The 18,663-nt window shown below is 37.9% G+C and carries 16 protein-coding genes; 2 read left to right on the forward strand and 14 right to left on the reverse strand.

The features are described from left to right. Positions 1-4 precede the first annotated feature (4 nt). Positions 5-733 carry an acyltransferase gene (locus H7U17_RS12205; RefSeq protein WP_186757022.1) on the reverse strand — a complete coding sequence of 243 codons (729 nt, stop codon included), beginning with the start codon at positions 731-733 and terminating at the stop codon, positions 5-7. Between the two features lie 200 nt (positions 734-933). On the opposite strand from H7U17_RS12205, the gene H7U17_RS12210 reads away from it, so the two are divergent. Next, positions 934-1,143 (forward strand): hypothetical protein, encoded by a 210-nt coding sequence (locus H7U17_RS12210; RefSeq protein WP_186757023.1) that lies wholly within the window; start codon positions 934-936, stop codon positions 1,141-1,143. A gap of 121 nt (positions 1,144-1,264) precedes the next feature. Here the strand turns inward: H7U17_RS12210 and H7U17_RS12215 are convergent, their stop codons facing one another. The 10 genes from H7U17_RS12215 to H7U17_RS12260 form a co-directional block, all read right to left on the reverse strand. Next, a complete protein-coding gene (locus H7U17_RS12215; RefSeq protein WP_186757024.1) occupies positions 1,265-1,630 on the reverse strand; it encodes a hypothetical protein in 366 nt (121 codons plus the stop codon). A gap of 99 nt (positions 1,631-1,729) precedes the next feature. Continuing rightward, on the reverse strand, positions 1,730-2,845 hold the full coding sequence (locus tag H7U17_RS12220) for a glycosyltransferase family 4 protein (RefSeq protein WP_186757025.1): 1,116 nt from the start codon (positions 2,843-2,845) through the stop codon (positions 1,730-1,732). A gap of 15 nt (positions 2,846-2,860) precedes the next feature. Beyond that, positions 2,861-4,258, reverse strand: a complete 1,398-nt coding sequence (locus H7U17_RS12225; RefSeq protein WP_317172741.1) for an O-antigen ligase family protein — start codon at positions 4,256-4,258, stop codon at positions 2,861-2,863. A 15-nt stretch (positions 4,259-4,273) separates the two neighbouring features. Next, complete coding sequence (locus H7U17_RS12230) at positions 4,274-5,197, reverse strand: glycosyltransferase family 2 protein (protein WP_186757026.1); 924 nt, start codon at positions 5,195-5,197, stop codon at positions 4,274-4,276. Beyond that, positions 5,170-5,970, reverse strand: coding sequence for a class I SAM-dependent methyltransferase (locus tag H7U17_RS12235; RefSeq protein ID WP_186757027.1), 801 nt, complete (start codon positions 5,968-5,970; stop codon positions 5,170-5,172). The genes H7U17_RS12230 and H7U17_RS12235 overlap by 28 nt, the downstream gene beginning before the upstream one ends. Positions 5,971-6,021: 51 nt before the next feature. After that, the gene (locus tag H7U17_RS12240; protein WP_186757028.1) at positions 6,022-7,317 is read right to left on the reverse strand and encodes an oligosaccharide flippase family protein; all 1,296 of its coding nucleotides are present in this window, start codon (positions 7,315-7,317) and stop codon (positions 6,022-6,024) included. 12 nt (positions 7,318-7,329) lie between these two features. Next, positions 7,330-8,409: a GumC domain-containing protein gene (locus tag H7U17_RS12245; protein WP_186757029.1), complete on the reverse strand. Its 1,080-nt coding sequence runs from the start codon at positions 8,407-8,409 to the stop codon at positions 7,330-7,332. An 11-nt stretch (positions 8,410-8,420) separates the two neighbouring features. Beyond that, entirely contained in the window at positions 8,421-11,021 is a 2,601-nt protein-coding gene (locus H7U17_RS12250; protein ID WP_186757030.1) for an SLBB domain-containing protein, read from the reverse strand. A 341-nt stretch (positions 11,022-11,362) separates the two neighbouring features. Further along, positions 11,363-12,373, reverse strand: a complete 1,011-nt coding sequence (locus tag H7U17_RS12255; protein ID WP_186757031.1) for a radical SAM/SPASM domain-containing protein — start codon at positions 12,371-12,373, stop codon at positions 11,363-11,365. Between the two features lie 74 nt (positions 12,374-12,447). Further along, positions 12,448-13,803: a fasciclin domain-containing protein gene (locus H7U17_RS12260; protein ID WP_186757032.1), complete on the reverse strand. Its 1,356-nt coding sequence runs from the start codon at positions 13,801-13,803 to the stop codon at positions 12,448-12,450. Between the two features lie 129 nt (positions 13,804-13,932). Here H7U17_RS12260 and gldB point away from each other — a divergent pair, with 129 nt between their 5' ends. Next, a complete protein-coding gene (gene gldB / locus H7U17_RS12265; protein ID WP_186757033.1) occupies positions 13,933-14,931 on the forward strand; it encodes a gliding motility lipoprotein GldB in 999 nt (332 codons plus the stop codon). Here gldB and H7U17_RS12270 read toward each other — a convergent pair. The 3 genes from H7U17_RS12270 to nth are packed head-to-tail and all read right to left on the reverse strand — an operon-like array spanning position 14,900 to position 18,609. After that, the gene (locus H7U17_RS12270) at positions 14,900-16,129 is read right to left on the reverse strand and encodes a glycosyltransferase family 4 protein (protein WP_186757034.1); all 1,230 of its coding nucleotides are present in this window, start codon (positions 16,127-16,129) and stop codon (positions 14,900-14,902) included. The genes gldB and H7U17_RS12270 overlap by 32 nt on opposite strands. Beyond that, positions 16,126-17,919 carry an asparagine synthase (glutamine-hydrolyzing) gene (gene asnB / locus H7U17_RS12275; RefSeq protein WP_186757035.1) on the reverse strand — a complete coding sequence of 598 codons (1,794 nt, stop codon included), beginning with the start codon at positions 17,917-17,919 and terminating at the stop codon, positions 16,126-16,128. Before asnB ends, H7U17_RS12270 begins: the two co-directional genes overlap by 4 nt. 3 nt (positions 17,920-17,922) lie before the next feature. Continuing rightward, the gene (gene nth, locus H7U17_RS12280; protein WP_186757036.1) at positions 17,923-18,609 is read right to left on the reverse strand and encodes an endonuclease III; all 687 of its coding nucleotides are present in this window, start codon (positions 18,607-18,609) and stop codon (positions 17,923-17,925) included. Positions 18,610-18,663 lie beyond the last annotated feature (54 nt).

Here is an 18,663-nt window from a genome sequence, read left to right on the forward strand (position 1 = left end):
TAAATTAATCTTCTTTTTTATACAAAGCCTTTTTACGGCTTTTAATCACCTTTGCAGGATTTCCACCAACAACACTATAAGGAGGCACGTCCTTGGTCACAACACTACCAGCAGCTACTATTGATCCTTTTCCAACGGTAACCCCTGCAAGAATAATCGAATTGGAAGCTATCCAACAATCATCTTCTATGATAGCATATGATCGGGTTACACCTTGCTCAATCATTGGTTGGCCAGTATCTCCAAAATTGTGGTTTTCGGAATATATACTCACCCTCGGAGACATCATCACATTATTGCCAATTTCAATATAGCCTGAACAGCCTATATAGGCGTAAGGCCCAATACTGGAGTTATTACCTACTTTTAAGCCTATACCAGCTTCACCACCATACAGATTAGTTGGTCTAATAATAGCATAGCTACCTACCGTCACCTTATCACCAAAAACGATGCCCTTTTGAGACAAGCAATTAATTTCACAGTTATCCTGCGCTATAAAATTCCTGCCAACACTTAGGTAATTTGATTGCCTGATAGTAACCCCTTTCCCGATCAAAAGCATGCCCGAAGAGGCCTTAAACCAAAGTCTTTTCCATAACCCTCTAAGAAACCAAACTGACATTCTGAGGATCACTCCAAAAGTGGACTTGCTGTCCCAATCTTCATTGAATCGGTCATTTAAGTCCAAACCAGTGATTTTATTTATGGTTTGCTTGATCAGGTTAGGCATCAGTTATTATACAATTTTGTCTTTGTAGGCGATCAAATTTAAATTATTTATACAAGATCAATGATTTTTTTTTAACTTAAATAATCTTAATTCTATTTTTAAAATTACTAAAGGTTATGAAAAAGTTATTGTATCTATTTTTATCCATACCTCTCTTTATTCTTATAAGTTGCAACGGTCAGGATGAAAACCCAAACTTAATGAAAGTTAGAGAAATTGCTTGGAATGGCATAGATGATGGTGAATTTGGCAAGGAGTCAGTCACTATAAACTGGAGAAAAGCCAATATAGAAGTCGAAGATGATAACTATAAAGTGATTTTCAGCACCACTCACGTTACACTCGGCCCCATTATAGTTTATGTCGATATTGAAACTATGGAAATAGAAGGTTTAGCTCCACGGTATTAAGAATAATTATCTAACGGGTTTGAGCCTAAGTCCACAAAAAAGGTGGAAGCTTTCATCATTAACTTCCACCGTTCTATTTATCATTACAGTGCAAAAATATTCTACCTAGAAATCACTCTTATTAGAAATTGCACATATTTGATTCTGACTTCCAGACTAATTTGATTTCAGTCAAATCACTAATTTCTAAATCTTCCTGAACTTCACCTTCACAATTATAGAAAACAGGAGCCCAATTACAGTGAGGACAACAAGATCCCACATAATAATAATTGTTTCCTTCATAATCCCCGCTTCTGATATAACCATAATCCCTACCTATTTCCGTTGATTCCAGCTCTTCAATTACTGGCTTCATCCAAGCCAAATCTTCAGCAGGGTTTTCGACGCCACAGCTTGCACTAGGATGCTCATCATCTTTACAGGACACGGACAAGACCAAAAAACAAGCAAAAAGAAAATACGTTGCTCTTTTTATAATATTCATAATTAAAAGATTAAACATTTCTATACCAATACGATTAAAAGCTGACTTATGCTACATAACTAAAAATATTATTTCCTAATTATTTTAATCTACCCATGTCTAAGCAGAAAAAACTTCTTCTAGCTTATCAAGGAAGCGGGAGCCCGAAAAATTCTTAAGCCTCTTCTCGCCTCTTTTCACTAAGGAACTTCGCAATTCTCTTTCTTTCACTAACTTTTCCATTTCCTTGGCAAAAGCTTTGGCTGAATTATCCTCTGGATAAAGTACCGCTTCTCCCCCTACTTCCCTTAATGCACCCTGATTGGAGATAATCACTGGAATCTTATAGGAAAAAGCTTCCAAAATAGGCATACCAAAACCTTCGCTCAAAGAGGGAAACACATAGGCAAAAGCATTGCGATAATAGTCATTAAGTTCACTTTTACTGACAAAACCAGGCAAAATAACCTTTTCTTCCAAGCCCAGCCTTTCGATCTCCCTGACGATATTATCATAATCGTCCAATTCGTTTCTTGGCCCCCTTTGTCCCACCAATACCAATTGATATTTCTTATTGACTTCATCAGAAAGAAACTTGCTAAAAGCCTTTATTAAAGTCACCAAGTTTTTCCGTTTCTCCATTACACCCACATGCAAAAAATAAGGAGCTGTAACTATTGATTCATCTGTAAATTGACCTTTTGATATGATGTTAGAAGCAGGGTAAACAACATGAATCGGTAGATCAGGTAATTGGAGGTACTTTTGAATCTGCTTTTTGGAATATTCAGTAATGGTGACTACTTGGGCATTATTCCTGAGTGAAGCCTTCAATAGCCACAGATAATACTTCAACCAACGGGAATTATAGTGTTCTGGGTTTTCCCAGAAAAAAGCATCATGAATAACGGACAGTTTCCTACCCTTTGACCAAAGTGGGGAAACAATATCCGGGGAAAACACTATGTCACTTTTATACCAATAAGTGAGCAGTGGTAAAACTATTGACTTGCGCAAGAAATACAATCCTTGAAAAAGCAGATTTTTCCATTTTGGGGTTTTTCCTCTATAAAACTGGCTGGACTTTACTTTTGTATAACTGGGTGAAATGATATATTCAAAATCATTTGAATCTTTAGCCTGAATGCTTTCCACCAGAGACTCGGTATAAGTGCGGATGCCTGTTTGGGCCACATACAAATAATAGATATCAACTAATACTATTTTCCTCCTCATTAATCTTACCCTACCTTAACCTAAAGCCAAGGAAGGCCCTTTTTGATACTTTAATGCATTATATTCTTTTACGCTTATCCCCACCATCCACCAGGTCAGCCAAGAAACAAAAGCATATAATTCAGCATTGGCAGTGAATAGGGGTAATAATAACCCCACCTTAACGGTCGCCGCTATAAAAGCTACCCTGGCTATATGCGTATTTTGCGAATTCCTAAACACCTTAATCCCCGTCCAAACACCCATACCTAATATCAATATGTAAAGGAACATACCCAAAAATCCCAACTGCACCCCAAAAACCAAAAACTGATTTTCACCTCCAATTCTTAACTCATCTGAAACGCTTCCAACATTGCCGCTTGTAGCCAAACCAGAACCTAAAGGAGCAACCAGCATTTGATTTAATGCCTCTAACCAAGCAATCACATGCCCTACACTTGAAGCATTCTCAAAAGTAAGCGTATCCACCACAAAATAATAAAACTCATCATTGGCAAAAAACAATACAAAAATCACAAATGAAGCAAATAAAGCTACACCCAATTTAATTAAGCCATATAACCTAAAGATCACTGCTATAAAGATCAGCATAATAAAAAATGAAGCGAATGAGGCCCTTGAAGCTGCAAAAAACAAACTTCCTATTGAAGCCAAAATAACAATGATGAATATCCAGGATTGGTGTCTTTTGGAACTGAGGAAGCCAATTAATCCTACAGAAAAACCCAATAAGCAGGAACTGGCCAATTCTAAGGGATCTGAGAAAAACGATGCCAATCTCATTCCCCCGGTCTGGGTTTCGAAAGTCCAAGTTAAACCATAATTTCCAGATGGCTCAACATTATTAATGGCTTGATTAAACAATGCATAACCCGTAATATTTTGAAAATGTAGGCCAGTCAGCTTTTCAAAAAGGTTCAATCCTAGTGCCGCAACAAAAATCAACATGATGGATTTAAATAAAAATCGATAATCCAGATCACTAAAGTTCGTATTCCTCCCTAAAAAATAAAGCAAGCCCATCATCAACACGTTCTTAAAGTACAGGGCTTTTGTAAGCATATCTGCAGGTCCGATGGGCAAAAACAAAAATACCAAACCTAAACCATAAAAGGCTAAAAATAGTTTATCCGTTATTTGTAGCCTAAATGGATAATAAAATAGGTTCCGCTGATAAAAAACAAATGATAGTAGGGAGATGAGTAATACAAATTCTTTTAAATATTGAAAAATACTTACCAAGAACGGAGAAGCGGTAGCCTGATATACAATGCTTAAAATCGAGATATAAAATGGCAGGTAAAGGCACATAAATATTATCACCCACTCCCATTTGGTCTCAAACACAATTTTATTAACCGTAATGGAAAGTAATAATCCTACCGCTATAACTACAAAAACAAATAACACTACCCCCCTAATTGATCATTTACAATCCTGAATGATTCCATCCTTGATTCCCATCAACATGGCTAAAAATTTCTGCTTTCTTCCCCGAAGAAGAAAGTAAAGTCCATAAATTCCCATTTTGCCAAATTGGAATGGCCAAGCTGTAAGCAAGTATGGAAAACCCAAATGGTTCCTAAGCTGAAATAGTTGATTTCTCGCATTTAAATAATGAACTTTGGGATTTAGCCTACCTTCTTTACCCTTTGATTTAGATTTAGAAGAAGCTCCTGCCTCGTGGTAAATGACAGATTTTGGAACCACCCACATTTCATAACCCGCTTTTTCCATTCGTAGGGACCAGTCTACATCCTCATAATAAGCAAAATAATGCTCATTTAGCTTTCCAACCTCTCTAATCACATTGGACCTAATAAGCATGCAGCAACCTGTAATCCAGTCTGTTTTATATGATTCTTCCCCCTTAGGCTTTGAAGTGTTAGTAATGGAACTTCCTGTCCATGGATTCCAAACAGCACCAGCATTCCAAATATGTGATTGGTCATGAAGATAATACATCAAGGGCTGAACCGCTCCAATGGTTACGTTGGCCTCCATAATGTTTAGCAAGGGGTCTAAAAAATCAGGATCTACTTCTGTATCATTATTAAGTAACATTATATAAGCATATCCCCCTTCCAAAGCATAGTTAATTCCTACATTATTACCTCCCGTAAAACCCAAGTTTTCCGAATTGCAAATGAATTTAGGAAAATCAAATTCTTCCTTAAGTTTATCAACTGATCCATCGGTTGAGGCATTATCCACCAGAATCACTTGAAAATCTTGATTTTTAACCCTTTGCAATGAATATAAACATTGCCGAGTGTAGGCATATCCATTCCAGTTAAGTAGGATTATTGCGATTGAATTACTTAATACTTGGGAAGTTCTTTCTTCCATCCATTAACTTTATTTACGCTAACAATTGCTTCTAAGTCCTCCGCAAAAAAACCTGTGCTATTCCCTATCCTTGCCAATAGCTTATAAATTAACCCGGGTCCTTTAAGTCTATTATTTTTGTAATGGTACTTTTCAACTTTTATATCGAAGTCATCAGTCAAAAGCTTAAAATACCGCTTAATCTCGCTTCCAGAATATTCCTTCCAGTGATGACCATATGTTACGCAATCAAAAATTCGAGGCACACTAATTCCTATTCCCCTTAGCGTAAACAAATTCTTCATACTAATGGCAATTCCCGGTAAACTCAGGCTATTAGGAGTAGAAATATAAATAATACCACCACTTTTCAGGGACTTATAGACCTGTTTCCAAAAATAAATAGGGTTAAAGGTGATATGTTCTAATATTTCGGTAAATAATATGATATCATAATAATCCTCCTTGTCATCTAAAGAAGATATTGTCCCCAGATCATTTTCAACAACCGTATTTAGTCCATAATTTGCTGCCCTATTTTTTACAAAATCTAGATCCCAAAAATCAGATACATCCATACTATCTACTTCGTAACCTATTTGCTTGGCAAGGATAGAAGTATGCAAATAATGACTTCCAATATCTAAGACTCTTTGTGGTTTATTGCCCTTTTGATTTTTTAAAAACTCATGAACCCTTTTAAACCTATTTTTGTGGAAATTATAGTATTCCTTATCCCTTTCTAAACCTAAATAATCCACTTGATTATTTAATTCTTGTAAAACATTTTCCATTTTTTTCAAATAACATTTTCCAAATTAGGGAAATCAGTCGATTACCTTAATTCAATTAGATCTCACCAATCCATAAAATAGATTAGGAGCTTTACGCATAATGAGAACGCTCGAATAAATAAATACAAGGGCTTCAGATATTATTATACCATAACAAAGACCAATCCCTCCAAATAATTCAATTCCTATTAAGGAAAAAGTTAACATGGATAAACACATCACCCAAGATGAATTAAACAATAAACTTTTATAGTCAGAAACTAGCATTAATAATGAGTTCCCAATGTTCATACTTGCCAGAAAGGGAATAAAACATAGCACCCTTAGAAAAGAAACACTTGTTTCTAGTGATTCCTTGGATAATATTTCAATAATAAAATCAGCCAAAAAATAGGTTAATAGAGATATGACAAAGCATGATAGGATTGAAAACAGATAAACCTTCTTCACATAGGCGAAAAATTTTTTCTGATCATTTTTATAAAGCTTTGTAGCATGAGGGTAAACTGCTTGAGCAATTAAAGCAGGGATAATCCGCAATACAGAACTGACCCTCTCAGCCAAACTGTACATTCCCAGAATTTTGGCACTAGCAAAAAAACTTAGGATTACAATGCCTCCACTTACAGAAATATGACTTGCTAAGGTAGATAAAAATAGATATACATTGGCCTTCCAGGATTGAACAATCTTCCTCAACTTTGGAATGAAAAATTGTATATCCATTACAAAATGGACATAGATTAATATGACCAGATTAGTAGCTAATGCAGCTCCTCCAAAAAAGAAATTCACCAGTTTGGCTTGCTCTGGACCAACAATAAAAAGTACTATACCCATTAGGTACAACAGTTTACTGAATACATTGGCCACCGATACCAACCGCATCCTTTCAATCCCTTGGAAAAACCATACAGGTAGCGTTGCCTCCGAAAAAAGCATCAACAAGGAATAAACCAAAATCACCTGGTATTCCGAGAATAAATCAAGGCCATAAACCGCTATTAGCAAAGCTAAAGATGCAACGCACGCCAATAACATTTTGCTGAGAATGGTACGGGAAACAATCTCAGAAAGGGCCTCATTATCATTTTGGTTCAAGGCTACTTCCCTGGGTGCACTGAGATTATAGCCATATCCTACAAACATATTTGCAATAAGGATAACGGACAAGGCCAAACTTACCAATCCAAATTGATCCACCCCAATGGACTGAATCAACAGAGGCATTGCCATTAAAGAAATTAGGATATTTGAGGATTGTATAAAAAGTAAAAAAATAAAGTTCTGAATAGACTTATGTCTTATCAGTTGTAAAAGAGAAATAGAGCTAAGCTTTTCAAACATAAAATTAAAAGCTTAGACTTCAGTGTTTTTAATATTAGTCTGATATAACCTGCTAGCATATATATAAACAACAGCTAGAAAAAAAACAATTGCCCCTCCGAGGAATAATCCCATATACCATTTAAGCTTTGTTTCTAAGAGTGGAAACCTCGGTTTATCTATAATCTGAATTAAGGGAGAACTATTTCTATGGTTAATTTTTGCGACCTCGAGGTTTTTTACTATTTCAGAATAAGCACTGCTGGCCACTTGTATATCCACCTGCTTGCTTTTTTCTTCCACAGTAGCTCGCTGCATAAGCGGATTGGGATTAGGCCGGTCATCTTGCAGTCCGGCTAAAGTCAATAAGTTCTCATCCAATACACCTCTTAAGCTATCCGCCTGATGTTGGAGAATAGCAACATTTTCAGCCGTTTTTTTGGTTTTGGTCTCAAAATAAAATTCATTGACATTCTTCACCAGTTCTTCATTATAAGCTTTGGCAAAAAGCTCGTCTTTTGAAGTCTGGCTTACCTTGATAATGCTAAGTTTTCTATCAGGCTTGGATACATCCAGTTCCTTTTCCCTAATGATTTTGGCAATGGCCTTCATCACACTATCCTGCTGAACAGAAAAATGCTCCCTATCGAGCGTAAAATCCAGTTGCTCAAAATCCACCTTATCCGCCCATTTATGATCCAACTCGTGAAACCTAATGTACCGCTCTACCAACGGCTGCCCATCGATGTCCTCAGCGGGGGTGAGCAAGGTCTTGATAAGCATATGATCAGATCGATAAAGCTCCATGATATTATCCCCTTGGAACAATCCACTACTTGAACCCAAAGAACCTAAGTTAATCCCTGCCAAACTGGCCAAACCGGATAAACCACCCATTCCTCCACTATCAGACTCTTCCAAAACGAAGGTGGTTTCAGCAGTATATTTTGGTTTTTTAAGCCATGAAGCCAAAAGGCCAAGTCCTGCCCCAATTGCCAAGGCAATAAGTAAAAACCTTCCTTTACTTTTAAAGAATTTCAGCCAATCCCTGCCTCTCTGGACAAGTTCTCCAAAAGTAATTTTGTCGTCAATAATATGTTGCTGGTTTGCCATGAGTCTACTTATTATTGATTTATTTGAGTAATCACCAATACCAAAGTGGCCAAACCGGATGTCAAGCCAATAATTTCTCCCAGTCTAATGGGTGAACGTGGCCCTTTAGAAGGAACGATCACCTCAGATCCCGGCTCTACCCTTGGAAAAGATTTGAAAAACAAAAAGCTTTTGGTTCTAGCCACTTCTCCATTGGCATACACTACATAAGTTCTCTTCTTTTTTGCCCTGGTTTCAAAACCACCAGCTCGGTCGATATAGTATTTCATGCTACGGTTATTTTCATATCTTACCGTAGTTGGATAAATCACGTCCCCTCTCATTCTCACTGTCTGAAGTTGTTTAGGAACACTTATAATATCTCCTTCTTCTAAAATAAGGTCATACTTAGAGCCAGGGCTTTCCATTATCGCCACCAAATCTATAGCAATCGCTTCTGTTTCCTTTATCTTAATGGCAGTCTGAGGTCCTTCAACCTGACTGATATCCCTTAAAGTCTCTTCCTTTGTCTTGGTAATTAAATCATGTTTGGAGCTCCTTTGCTGACCTTTACTAGTTTCCTGCTCAAGTCTCAGCTTTTGATTCGATTGGGCTTCTGAAGGGTCTGTAGCTTCGGCATCCAACCTTTCTAGTAGCCTTTTCATATTTTTTTCTTTCCTAAGTCTTTCTGACTCCGTATTATAGAATTCAGTTCTTCGGATTAATGTGGCTCCCTTCGGATAAGCAAAGCGGGTCAAACCTCCAGCTCGTTCTATAACATCAGAAATTCTTTCCTCTGCTCCCCGAAGTGCAAATTCACCTGGCGCATTCACCTGACCATCCACCATGACCACTTTTTCTAAGGCAAAATTGGGTTTCCTTCTTATAATCACATTGTCAAAAGGCTTCAACACAGTTGAATTGGCATTGATACTTAGGTCTTGATTCACACTGGCAGGGATCAATTCTGCAATCTCACCCTCATTCTCCCCTTTCAACCTTCTGGAAATTTCAAGATCATCTATTGAAGCGGCCTCATTAAAGCCCCCAGCGCTGATGATCAAATCCTCCACGGTCATTCCTTCAGAAAAAGGATAAATACCGGGATTTCTCACCTCACCAGAAACTTTCAAATAATACTCATCTTTCAAATCGTAGATAGAGGCTACTTTAACAATATCATCAGCCTCCAAACTGTAATCTTCAGCTCCACTAATCACCTGGTTCAAGTCTACCTGAATCACTGAAGTACTCAGGTCTTCTGCTGTCCTGATGATGCTCGCTCTTTTTAGGTAAGCCTCACCTTTAAGCCCTTCTGCTTTATCAATCAATTTTGATAATGTCAAGCCATCAGTCAATGCATAGTTTCCTGGCCTAAATACAGCTCCCTTAATTTGAACCCGGTTATTAAATCTGTCAAGAACATTGCCTGCTTTATAATGATCTCCTCCTTTTACGGTAAAAATATCATATTGGCCAGCAAACACATCGGAAACAGCTTTTTCTTTATCTGTGTAGCGCGTCACACTTACTCTTTCTGTATAGGCATTATCGGTAAAACCTCCTGCATACCTCAAAATATCCCCAAAGGTTTCCCCTTCCTTGGCCTCAAAAATTAAGGGGCGCTTTACAGCTCCCTCTAGTTGTACCCTGGATTCATAAGGCCCTACCAAAATCACATCCTGGTCCTGTAATTGAAAGCCCATATTAGCCTTTCCATCGACCAAAAAATCATAGGCATCAACCACCGCCACTTGCTTATTATTTCTGATCACCTTGATATTTCTCATGGTACCATTAATATTGGGACCTCCAGCAGCGTAAAGGGCATTAAAAACTGTACTAAAAGCACTCAAATTAAAAGTCCCAGGAAGCCTTAACTCCCCTACCAAGTGCACTTTAATGCTCCTAATATTCCCCAATGATACTTGAACAAAAGTACTGGGGTTTTTACCTTGAATTTCTGAGTAATATTGGGACAACCTATTTTTTATCACCTTGCTGGCTGCATCCACAGACAAGCCTGCCACACCTATTGGCCCAATATTATCCAATATCAAACTACCTTCTGGAGTGATGGTGGCTTCATAATATTGTTCAGAAGCGCCATATACATCTACATAGAGTAAATCTCCAGGGCCTAAAACATAACTTTTTGGTGTCGCCTGATTCAGACTGGGCTCAAAAGTCAATTTCCTTTCTTTTCGATAAAATAAATCCAGTCCAAAATAGGACTGAATTTCTTCTAGCTCTTCTATTTCCTCTTGATTGCTTAAAACCCCTTTTACGATTTCATTTAAGTCCATTTGCCTCCTGGGCTCTCTACTGGCAGAGGTCGAACTGGATTTCATTGTGGTAAGCTGATCATCTAGGCCTTCCACCCTCTTACCTAGCTTTTCCAATTCTATGGTGGACATTCCTCTTGCTTTGGCCATTTCCAAAAACTCCGCTTGATTGATACCCGCATCAGCGGCCTTTTCAACCAACTCCCTAATTTGTGCATCAGAAAGTTCATCCACCTTAATACTAGCAATATCTAAAACAGACTGGGCATATAACATTGGCTCGTTAGCAAAAAGTAGGGCCAAAGCCATCATCAAGCCCAGAGGCATTGACTTTAAAAGTTTTATCATCGTATTTCTTCTCGTTTTTTACATTAAGTTCACTGTGAACAAAACACAGCTTCGCCACCTCGCTCCCATTTGGCAGCTCTCCATAGTTTTCCCTTACGAATATACCGCGCATTGAAAACCACCGTAAAGATAATTATTCCGAATGATTGCGCCCTATTCTTAAGGAGTAATTAGAACTTTACTATCCAAGCCAATAAATGACGATGTCGATAGTATAAATATCAGCTCCTAAAACTTAGAAAATCATCTTGGAATAAGGTAAAATGGGTTTCCTTATCAACTATTATGCTGATTACTGAAGTCCGCATAAAAAAATGCTCTCTGTAAAATCAAAAATCTAACTATTCCGAACAGTTCTTACAAATTTCAATTTGACTTCTGTCACTGAGCAACTGCTGCCTAAATTGATTATAAAGTCGATTTTTCCATACTTGGTCAAGGTTCTGCTTAATCAAATTGCCCATAACATGGCTGGCATCCTTATCGAAACAACAAGGAACCATATCTCCATCCCAGGTCACCACTGCACCCTGCCACATTCTCCAACATTTGTCTTTTATCTCCTTCTTAAGCTTCCATTTACCGTTTTTGAGCGGGAGGTACCTTGAAAATCTTAGGTCTGAAGGAATCAAATCAGAACCATTTTCATAATCGTAAATTTGTGCGGTTTTTAACTGAAGCTCATCCACTTCGAGCTCCCTTGCCAATTCCTTGATTTTTGGAATCTCATGTTCATTTTCTCCCGTTACCAAAAACTGAAAAATCACTTGTGGATAACCGGAATTTTGGGCCTTCCTTTCTTCAATTAATGATTGAATACCCGACTTGACCCGAGAAAGATTTCCTCCAATCCTGTAACGCTCATACACAGTTTGTGTAGCACCATCTACAGAGACAATCAATTGCTTTAACCCAGAACTGACCACCTTGGAAACGGTTTTTTCATTTAAATAGTGAGCATTCGTGGAAGTAGCAGTGAAAATCTTTCTCTTATCAGCATAACTGACCAAATCCAAAAAATCAGGATGGAGAAAAGGCTCACCCTGAAAATATAGATGCAAATAGCTCAAGTGATGCGCTGATTCCTGTATGATCTTTTGGTAGCTTGATTTTTCCAACATTCCCCTTGGCCTAGTAAAACTCCTCAAACCTGAAGGACATTCGGGGCAGCGCAGATTACACCCTGTAGTTGGCTCAATAGACATGGCAGTAGGCAAGCCCTTGATCTTGGGCTTTTTGGTGAACCTCGACCAATAAAATGACATGTACAGTAAACAAATATTGGTCAGCTTTGTCCATGTTAGATAGCTCAAATAAGCTTTACCCAATTTCCATTTACTTTTCCAATTCATTCAGTTTCTCCATTAACCATTATCCACCAAGGATAATCACAATAAGCCAAAAATTAAAACAAGAGTTAATTTCGTCAATTTTCCTTTGGGTCCAAAACATTAGTTACTCCATGAAGGACTCCATTGATAGCATGCTTATTCATAAAATCATTGACCAAAGCAGTTTGATTCACCTTAGGCCCATCCACACCAAGCGTCAATTCACTTCCCTCGAGCCAGGTATTTAATTTATCACCTTCTCTAAAATCTTGCGTAAAAACCCTACCCATTGACACATGGTATTGTAAGGTAGTCCTTAATAAATCCTCCTCTATTTGATAATAACCCGATACACCCAAGTCTTCATACCATGAATTGAAAGCGGCATTGTTTGGTGCAAATATGGTGAATGGACCAACACCTTCACCTTCCAGGTCATTAATAAGGCCTGAATATATCATTGCCGCCTCAAATTCCGAATAATCCGCTGAAGTGCTGCTCTCTGAAAGTAGGACCACAAGGGATTTATTCGTCTTGTTATATACCCTATCTAAACTGTTGATAAGACCATTTCCAGCATGTATATCCCTATTAACAATAGTCGACTGTCCATTTATCCATAATCCCTCCGATATATCCCTACTAAAATAGATCATATCTCCTTCTATTGTTTCTAAAGCACCTGGGACTAAATTGGCTGAATTTTCCATCCCTTGCATAATATATTGGGACATAAAAGCCCTCAAATTGGTAGAGGATAACCAGTCCTCTTTTGTTATACCTTGTTCATCAAAATAGGCATTAAATGCATCATTGCTTGGAATAAAGACGGTGTATAATCCCTCACCAGAAAGTAATCCATCAAAACCTGTTTTCCTCAACCCCTCTACAAAAGTGGTAAATCCTAAACTTTCTGAAACCTCCAATATATTTAAATTCACCGGTTCCAAAACTTGTTCGAGCCCATGGACCGCCCCATTGGAAGTTATAATATCCTTAACCAATATCTTGACCTCTGAATTAACCAACAACTGACCGTCTTCTTCAGACACAAACCAAAAAAAATCTGGAAGTAAGGTTTCTTGTACGCTTTCCAATAATGACTCACTACTTATTGTCCCTTCAGTCAAATGGTAGCTTATTATCCTTTTCCATTCTTTTAATGACCTGTCATCTACAGATTCAATGCCAATGGCTTCAAAAGCTTTGTTTGTAGGGGCCAAAAAGGTAAACTCCTCGTTACCATCCAATTGCTCTCCCAAATCAGTTAAGTCCAATACTTCGGACAATATTCGAAAGTTGGGGTCTTGGTTTATAAATTCGGTAATGGTAAATTGTTTAAAGTCAGGAGGGCTACTTTCTTCTTGGCATCCTAGCAAAAAGCCTAAAGCTACTATAAATAAAAATAGGCCATTTAATGTACTTATAAATTTGGCTTTGCCTGCATACATAGATTAACGATTTATTAAGCAGAATTTTTGTGAAACTACAAATGCCATGCTTAAGTTTACCTTTACAAATATAGCGCTATTAAAAAAAATCCTGACCTTTTATCTAATTACCAGAAAATAAACGCTCCAATGAAAACGAATCCACTGATTCTTATAGCTATACTATTTTTTTTATTTTCCTGTCAAAAGGAAAACCAAGACTGCGAAATTTCTGAGGAGGTACAAGCCATTAAGGTAAATCTCAAAATAGAAAATTTAGAGGACCTTCTTTTTGAGGCCAAAGGGCAGGAGGACATAGATTATTTTCTTGAATCACATCCAGATTTCTCTACCAAATACCTCCAACAGGACCTTTACCCAAGCAAGGAAGCCTTAATATCCACGCTCGCTGAGATTCCTAAAGATACGCTTATGATAGAACTTTATCAGGAAGTAAAGAAGGAATTTTCCAATTTTGCCGAGATAGAAAAAGACTTGGAAATTGCTTTCAAGCACATCAAATATTTCTACCCCAACTTCCAAGTTCCCAAGGTTTATACCTTTGTCAGCGGCTTTACTTCTGATATATACCTGGATGAAGAAATGTTGGTCATCGGCTTAGACTATTTCCTACCCAATGAGCATCGCTTTCAACCACCAGAGATGCCAGAATATATAGCCAGAAGATATGATAAGGAACATCTTGTCCCCATGATCATAACGGCCATTTCTTCTGTGTTTAATGAAACTGATTTAAAAGACAACACCCTTCTTGCGGAAATGATCTATTATGGAAAGGCTTACCATTTCACCAAATCAATGCTTCCTTGCACACCTGAAAAATTGATCATAGGATATACACCAGAAGAACTAGCCGCATGCTATTCGAACGAGGATTTTATCTGGACGCATTTGATTGAGGAGGAGGCCATTTATGAAACCAATCCATTCAATATTAGAAAATACACCGGAGAAGCTCCCTCCACAGATATAATCAGTCCTGACGCACCTGGACGGGTGGGCCGTTGGGTAGGCTGGAATATTGTCGATGCTTATAGGGAAAAGAATAATATTGGACTGGTGGAGCTAATGGCCGAAAAAGATGCCAAGAAAGTCTTTATGCAATCAGCATATAAACCTCGTCAATAGCAGGCATGGGATATTTCTGAGGGTCAAGCGTAAACAAAAGCCTGCTGAGAGCCTTCTCTTTTGAAAAATGCAACACAGCCAAATTATTTGCTCTTTGCTTCATTTCTTTAAGTTTCCTTCTATCAGCATCCAGGACATCCATTTGCTTAATACCCTGTTCCATTTTATTGGCATCATATAAAATACCAAGTTTATTATGCTTGACCAAATTGTGAACCCACCCATGATGGTTGACCATAATAGCATTTCCCATGGCCAAAGCATCAAAAAATTTATTGGGACTGTTCGTTTTAAGTACAGGAAGATGATCAAAAGAAATAAAGGCAATATCTGTGATGGACAATAAGCTCCTTACAGCTGATTTATCTCCAAAAGGAAGAAATCGTAGGTTTTTAAGCCCCTTCTGCTTAGCAGATGCTTTTAGCTCAGGCAACTTCTTTCCTTTACCCATAATGGCAAACTGCCAATTTTTATTTCTTCTCTGCGACTCTTCTGCTAAATCCAACAATTCACCTACTGCATTGACATCTCCTATTGCCCCAGTATAGGCGATGCTCAAAGTCTCTTTATTCCAACCTAGTTTTTGAAGATAAGTCTCATCTTTGTGGTAGCTAGGCTTAAAAAAATCAACATCTGAAAAATTAGGAATCAAGCTAACATCAGCATCGGGAACCAAATCTTCAATATATTTTCTTATTCCAGGTGACAGGGCTACAATTTTCAAAGCATGTTGATAAATCCTCTTTTCTAAATTATAAAGAGCCTTTTTCAATATGGGGTTTTTCACTGCTCCTACCTGAACAGGTGCCTCAGGCCAAAGATCCCTAACCTCAAAAATATAAGGTATCGCTAATTTTCTCTTTGCCCATAAGCCAATAAGACCTGTGGTCAAAGGAGTTGAAGTTATATAAAGTAAATCAGGCCGGTTGAGCTTTTTCAATAAATATTTTGCCTGTCTTACAAATCTGAAAAACGCCACTGACCGCTTGGCAAAACCAAAAGAATTATCATAAGATACGGGAAGATAATGTACCCTAACGCCATCGACCAGCTTAAAATCATATTCCTTGGCTGAATGGGCAGTGATCATCTCTACTTCCACGCCCGCATCCACTAGTCCCTTGGCAAGATGGTATGACCTCACCGCCCCTCCTTCTTGGGGCGTCACAAAATACTGATGGATATAAACGATTCTCATTTTTGGATGTTCCTATACCAACCTGCAAGCACAAAAAGGTTCCAGATTTGAAGGAAACTGTCATTAATATATAAACTCGGCTTCCTAGCTAAGTTAAGCATTTCTAAAGGAAAGTGCCGTCCCTCCTTAATTGCAAAATCCTTGATTTCTTTAAAAACTTTATTCCTAAAATCTGGATGTGATTTCAACCATTCTTTAATAGGCAATCCAAAACCTATTTTTTTTCTTTTAGCCAATTGTTTAAGCCCCGCATCCTCAAGAAGTTCCTTGATCCATTTTTTATTACCTAATCCTAAATGCGCTTCCTCCTCAAGTGACAAGCTCAACTCCACCAATCCCTTATCCAAATAAGGCGCCCTCCCTTCAATCCCGTGGCTCATCAATGCATTATCATGAATCTTCAATATATCATTTACCAAATAATATTGCCTGTCCCATTCTAACGCAGCTTTATAAGGACTTAATTCTTTTGAAAAATATTTCAGAAATACATCAATATCTTTTTTGGGTATCCTTTGTAAGGAACTGAAATTTAAAAAAGTAACTTGTTCATTCTCATCTATCGCATAGGCCATTTTACTGACCTTTCGACTCAGAAAGGGCAATACCTTTCCTATCTTTGACATTTTCAGTAATGCTCCCTTATTTTTTAGATAGTACCTAAAAGCGGCATGTCTACTGTACCCACTGAAAAGTTCATCAGCCCCTGCACCACTCACCAAGATCTTAACATGCTTTTTAGCTTCCTTCGCTATCATCCAACTGATGAAGCCTGCACTATCACCAATTGGCTGATCAAGTGAAGCCAAATAATCTTCCCAGTTCTCTAACACCAATTCTGGAGTAATCAGTATTTCGTGATGAGCTGAATTATATTTCTTTGCTATATTTTTGGCATATTTTGAGTCTGGGTAAGCTTTTAAATATTTATCCTCGAAAGTAAGAGTAAATGTATGGAGAGGAATCCCTGTCTCCTCCACCCAAGTATGAAACAATAAACTACTGTCAGCACCCCCGCTCAACATTACACCTACAGGAACATCAGCTTGAAAATGCCTCAGCACAGCCTCAGTCAATAGTTCCTTGAATGCTTTCTTACCAGTAAATTCATTTTTACCAGACTTTGTAACTAGTTTAAAGGAGTCCAAAATTTCTCCCCTGAAATTTAATTTTATGACCTCTCCGGGCGCTAACTGGTTTACAGATTTAAAGAAACTTTTATCTGGAAAACTATGCCTACTATAATAATAGGGCAAATATTGCTTAACATCCACAACAGTTTCTATCAAGCCTGAGGAAACTAATGCCCTTGCTTCTGAAGAAAACATCCATTGATCTCCTTGATGAGAATAATAAAGTGGCTTTTTTCCATATTCATCGCGCGCAATAATTATTTGTCCTTTATGCTTGTCCACAAAAGCAAAGGCAAACATTCCTTCTAGACCTTCTATTCCAGTCTCTCCCATAAGGATCAACCAGCGCAATAGCACCTCACTGTCGGACCTACTTTCAAAAGAAGTCCCCTGTTGGAGAAGTTGGTTTCTAAGCTCTTCAGAATTATAAAGTGCTCCATTCCAAGCCAAAAAATATTGATTAGCAATACTCACCGGTTGATTTGCCCAATCACCAAGGTCAACGGTTTTTAACCTATTTCCGGCAATAAACAAATCTGGATTAATTGACTTCCAAGATGACTGGTCTGGACCGCGGTGCCTAGTTGACTCCATCATAAGCTGAATGGCCTTCTCTCCTTCACCAGCAAAGTTCAATACCAAATTAATCCCGCACATAAATTATTTTTTGGAGCCGGACAATAGTTCTTTTTCTATCTCCATCTTCTCCCTATTCTTCTCATAATACCTGCAAAAATGGGTAATATCACACTCCTCACACTTTGGCTTTCTTGCCAAGCAAACGTACCTACCATGCAGAATCAACCAATGATGGGCGATATGAATATGTTCTTCAGGAATATGCTTGATCAATTGCTTTTCGACTTCCAAAGGGGTTTTGGCATTCTGAGGAACCAATCCTAACCTTTTAGATACCCTAAATACATGCGTATCCACAGCCATATTTGGTTGGTTCCAAACCACTGAAGTAATCACATTGGCTGTCTTCCTTCCTACACCTGGAAGTTTCACCAGCTCTTTTACGGTTGAAGGAATTTCGCTATTGAAGTCTTCTACCAACATCTTTCCCAAACCTAGCAAATGCTTGGTTTTATTATTGGGATAGGATACCGATTTGATATATGGAAATAACTCATCAAAATTGGAAGAAGCTAAGTGTTCAGGAGTAGGGAAATCTCTAAAAAGCGCTGGCGTTACCATATTGATCCGCTTATCAGTACACTGCGCACTGAGTACCACAGCTATCAAAAGCTGAAAGGGATTTTCATACTCTAATTCCGTTTCCGCCACAGGCATGTGTGTAGAAAAATAATCTGTAAACGCCTTGTATCGCTCCTTTTTCAACATATTCTATTTGCTTTATCCTTTCAAATATAATAGAAATCTATACCATTATTTAAG

Source organism: Echinicola salinicaeni (assembly GCF_014280965.1).
GTDB classification, from domain to species: Bacteria; Bacteroidota; Bacteroidia; order Cytophagales; family Cyclobacteriaceae; genus Echinicola; species Echinicola salinicaeni.

What these genes read in the sequence shown, in the direction of transcription:
- H7U17_RS12210 (WP_186757023.1), top strand. Translation starts at nt 934, where the DNA reads ATGAAAGTTAGAGAAATTGCTTGGAATGGCATAGATGATGGTGAATTT.
- nth (WP_186757036.1), bottom strand. Translation starts at nt 18,609, where the DNA reads ATGTTGAAAAAGGAGCGATACAAGGCGTTTACAGATTATTTTTCTACA.
- gldB (WP_186757033.1), top strand. Translation starts at nt 13,933, where the DNA reads ATGAAAACGAATCCACTGATTCTTATAGCTATACTATTTTTTTTATTT.
- H7U17_RS12235 (WP_186757027.1), bottom strand. Translation starts at nt 5,970, where the DNA reads ATGGAAAATGTTTTACAAGAATTAAATAATCAAGTGGATTATTTAGGT.
- H7U17_RS12205 (WP_186757022.1), bottom strand. Translation starts at nt 733, where the DNA reads ATGCCTAACCTGATCAAGCAAACCATAAATAAAATCACTGGTTTGGAC.
- asnB (WP_186757035.1), bottom strand. Translation starts at nt 17,919, where the DNA reads ATGTGCGGGATTAATTTGGTATTGAACTTTGCTGGTGAAGGAGAGAAG.
- H7U17_RS12250 (WP_186757030.1), bottom strand. Translation starts at nt 11,021, where the DNA reads ATGATAAAACTTTTAAAGTCAATGCCTCTGGGCTTGATGATGGCTTTG.
- H7U17_RS12255 (WP_186757031.1), bottom strand. Translation starts at nt 12,373, where the DNA reads ATGAATTGGAAAAGTAAATGGAAATTGGGTAAAGCTTATTTGAGCTAT.
- H7U17_RS12240 (WP_186757028.1), bottom strand. Translation starts at nt 7,317, where the DNA reads ATGTTTGAAAAGCTTAGCTCTATTTCTCTTTTACAACTGATAAGACAT.
- H7U17_RS12220 (WP_186757025.1), bottom strand. Translation starts at nt 2,845, where the DNA reads ATGAGGAGGAAAATAGTATTAGTTGATATCTATTATTTGTATGTGGCC.
- H7U17_RS12270 (WP_186757034.1), bottom strand. Translation starts at nt 16,129, where the DNA reads ATGAGAATCGTTTATATCCATCAGTATTTTGTGACGCCCCAAGAAGGA.
- H7U17_RS12245 (WP_186757029.1), bottom strand. Translation starts at nt 8,409, where the DNA reads ATGGCAAACCAGCAACATATTATTGACGACAAAATTACTTTTGGAGAA.
- H7U17_RS12260 (WP_186757032.1), bottom strand. Translation starts at nt 13,803, where the DNA reads ATGTATGCAGGCAAAGCCAAATTTATAAGTACATTAAATGGCCTATTT.
- H7U17_RS12230 (WP_186757026.1), bottom strand. Translation starts at nt 5,197, where the DNA reads ATGGAAGAAAGAACTTCCCAAGTATTAAGTAATTCAATCGCAATAATC.
- H7U17_RS12215 (WP_186757024.1), bottom strand. Translation starts at nt 1,630, where the DNA reads ATGAATATTATAAAAAGAGCAACGTATTTTCTTTTTGCTTGTTTTTTG.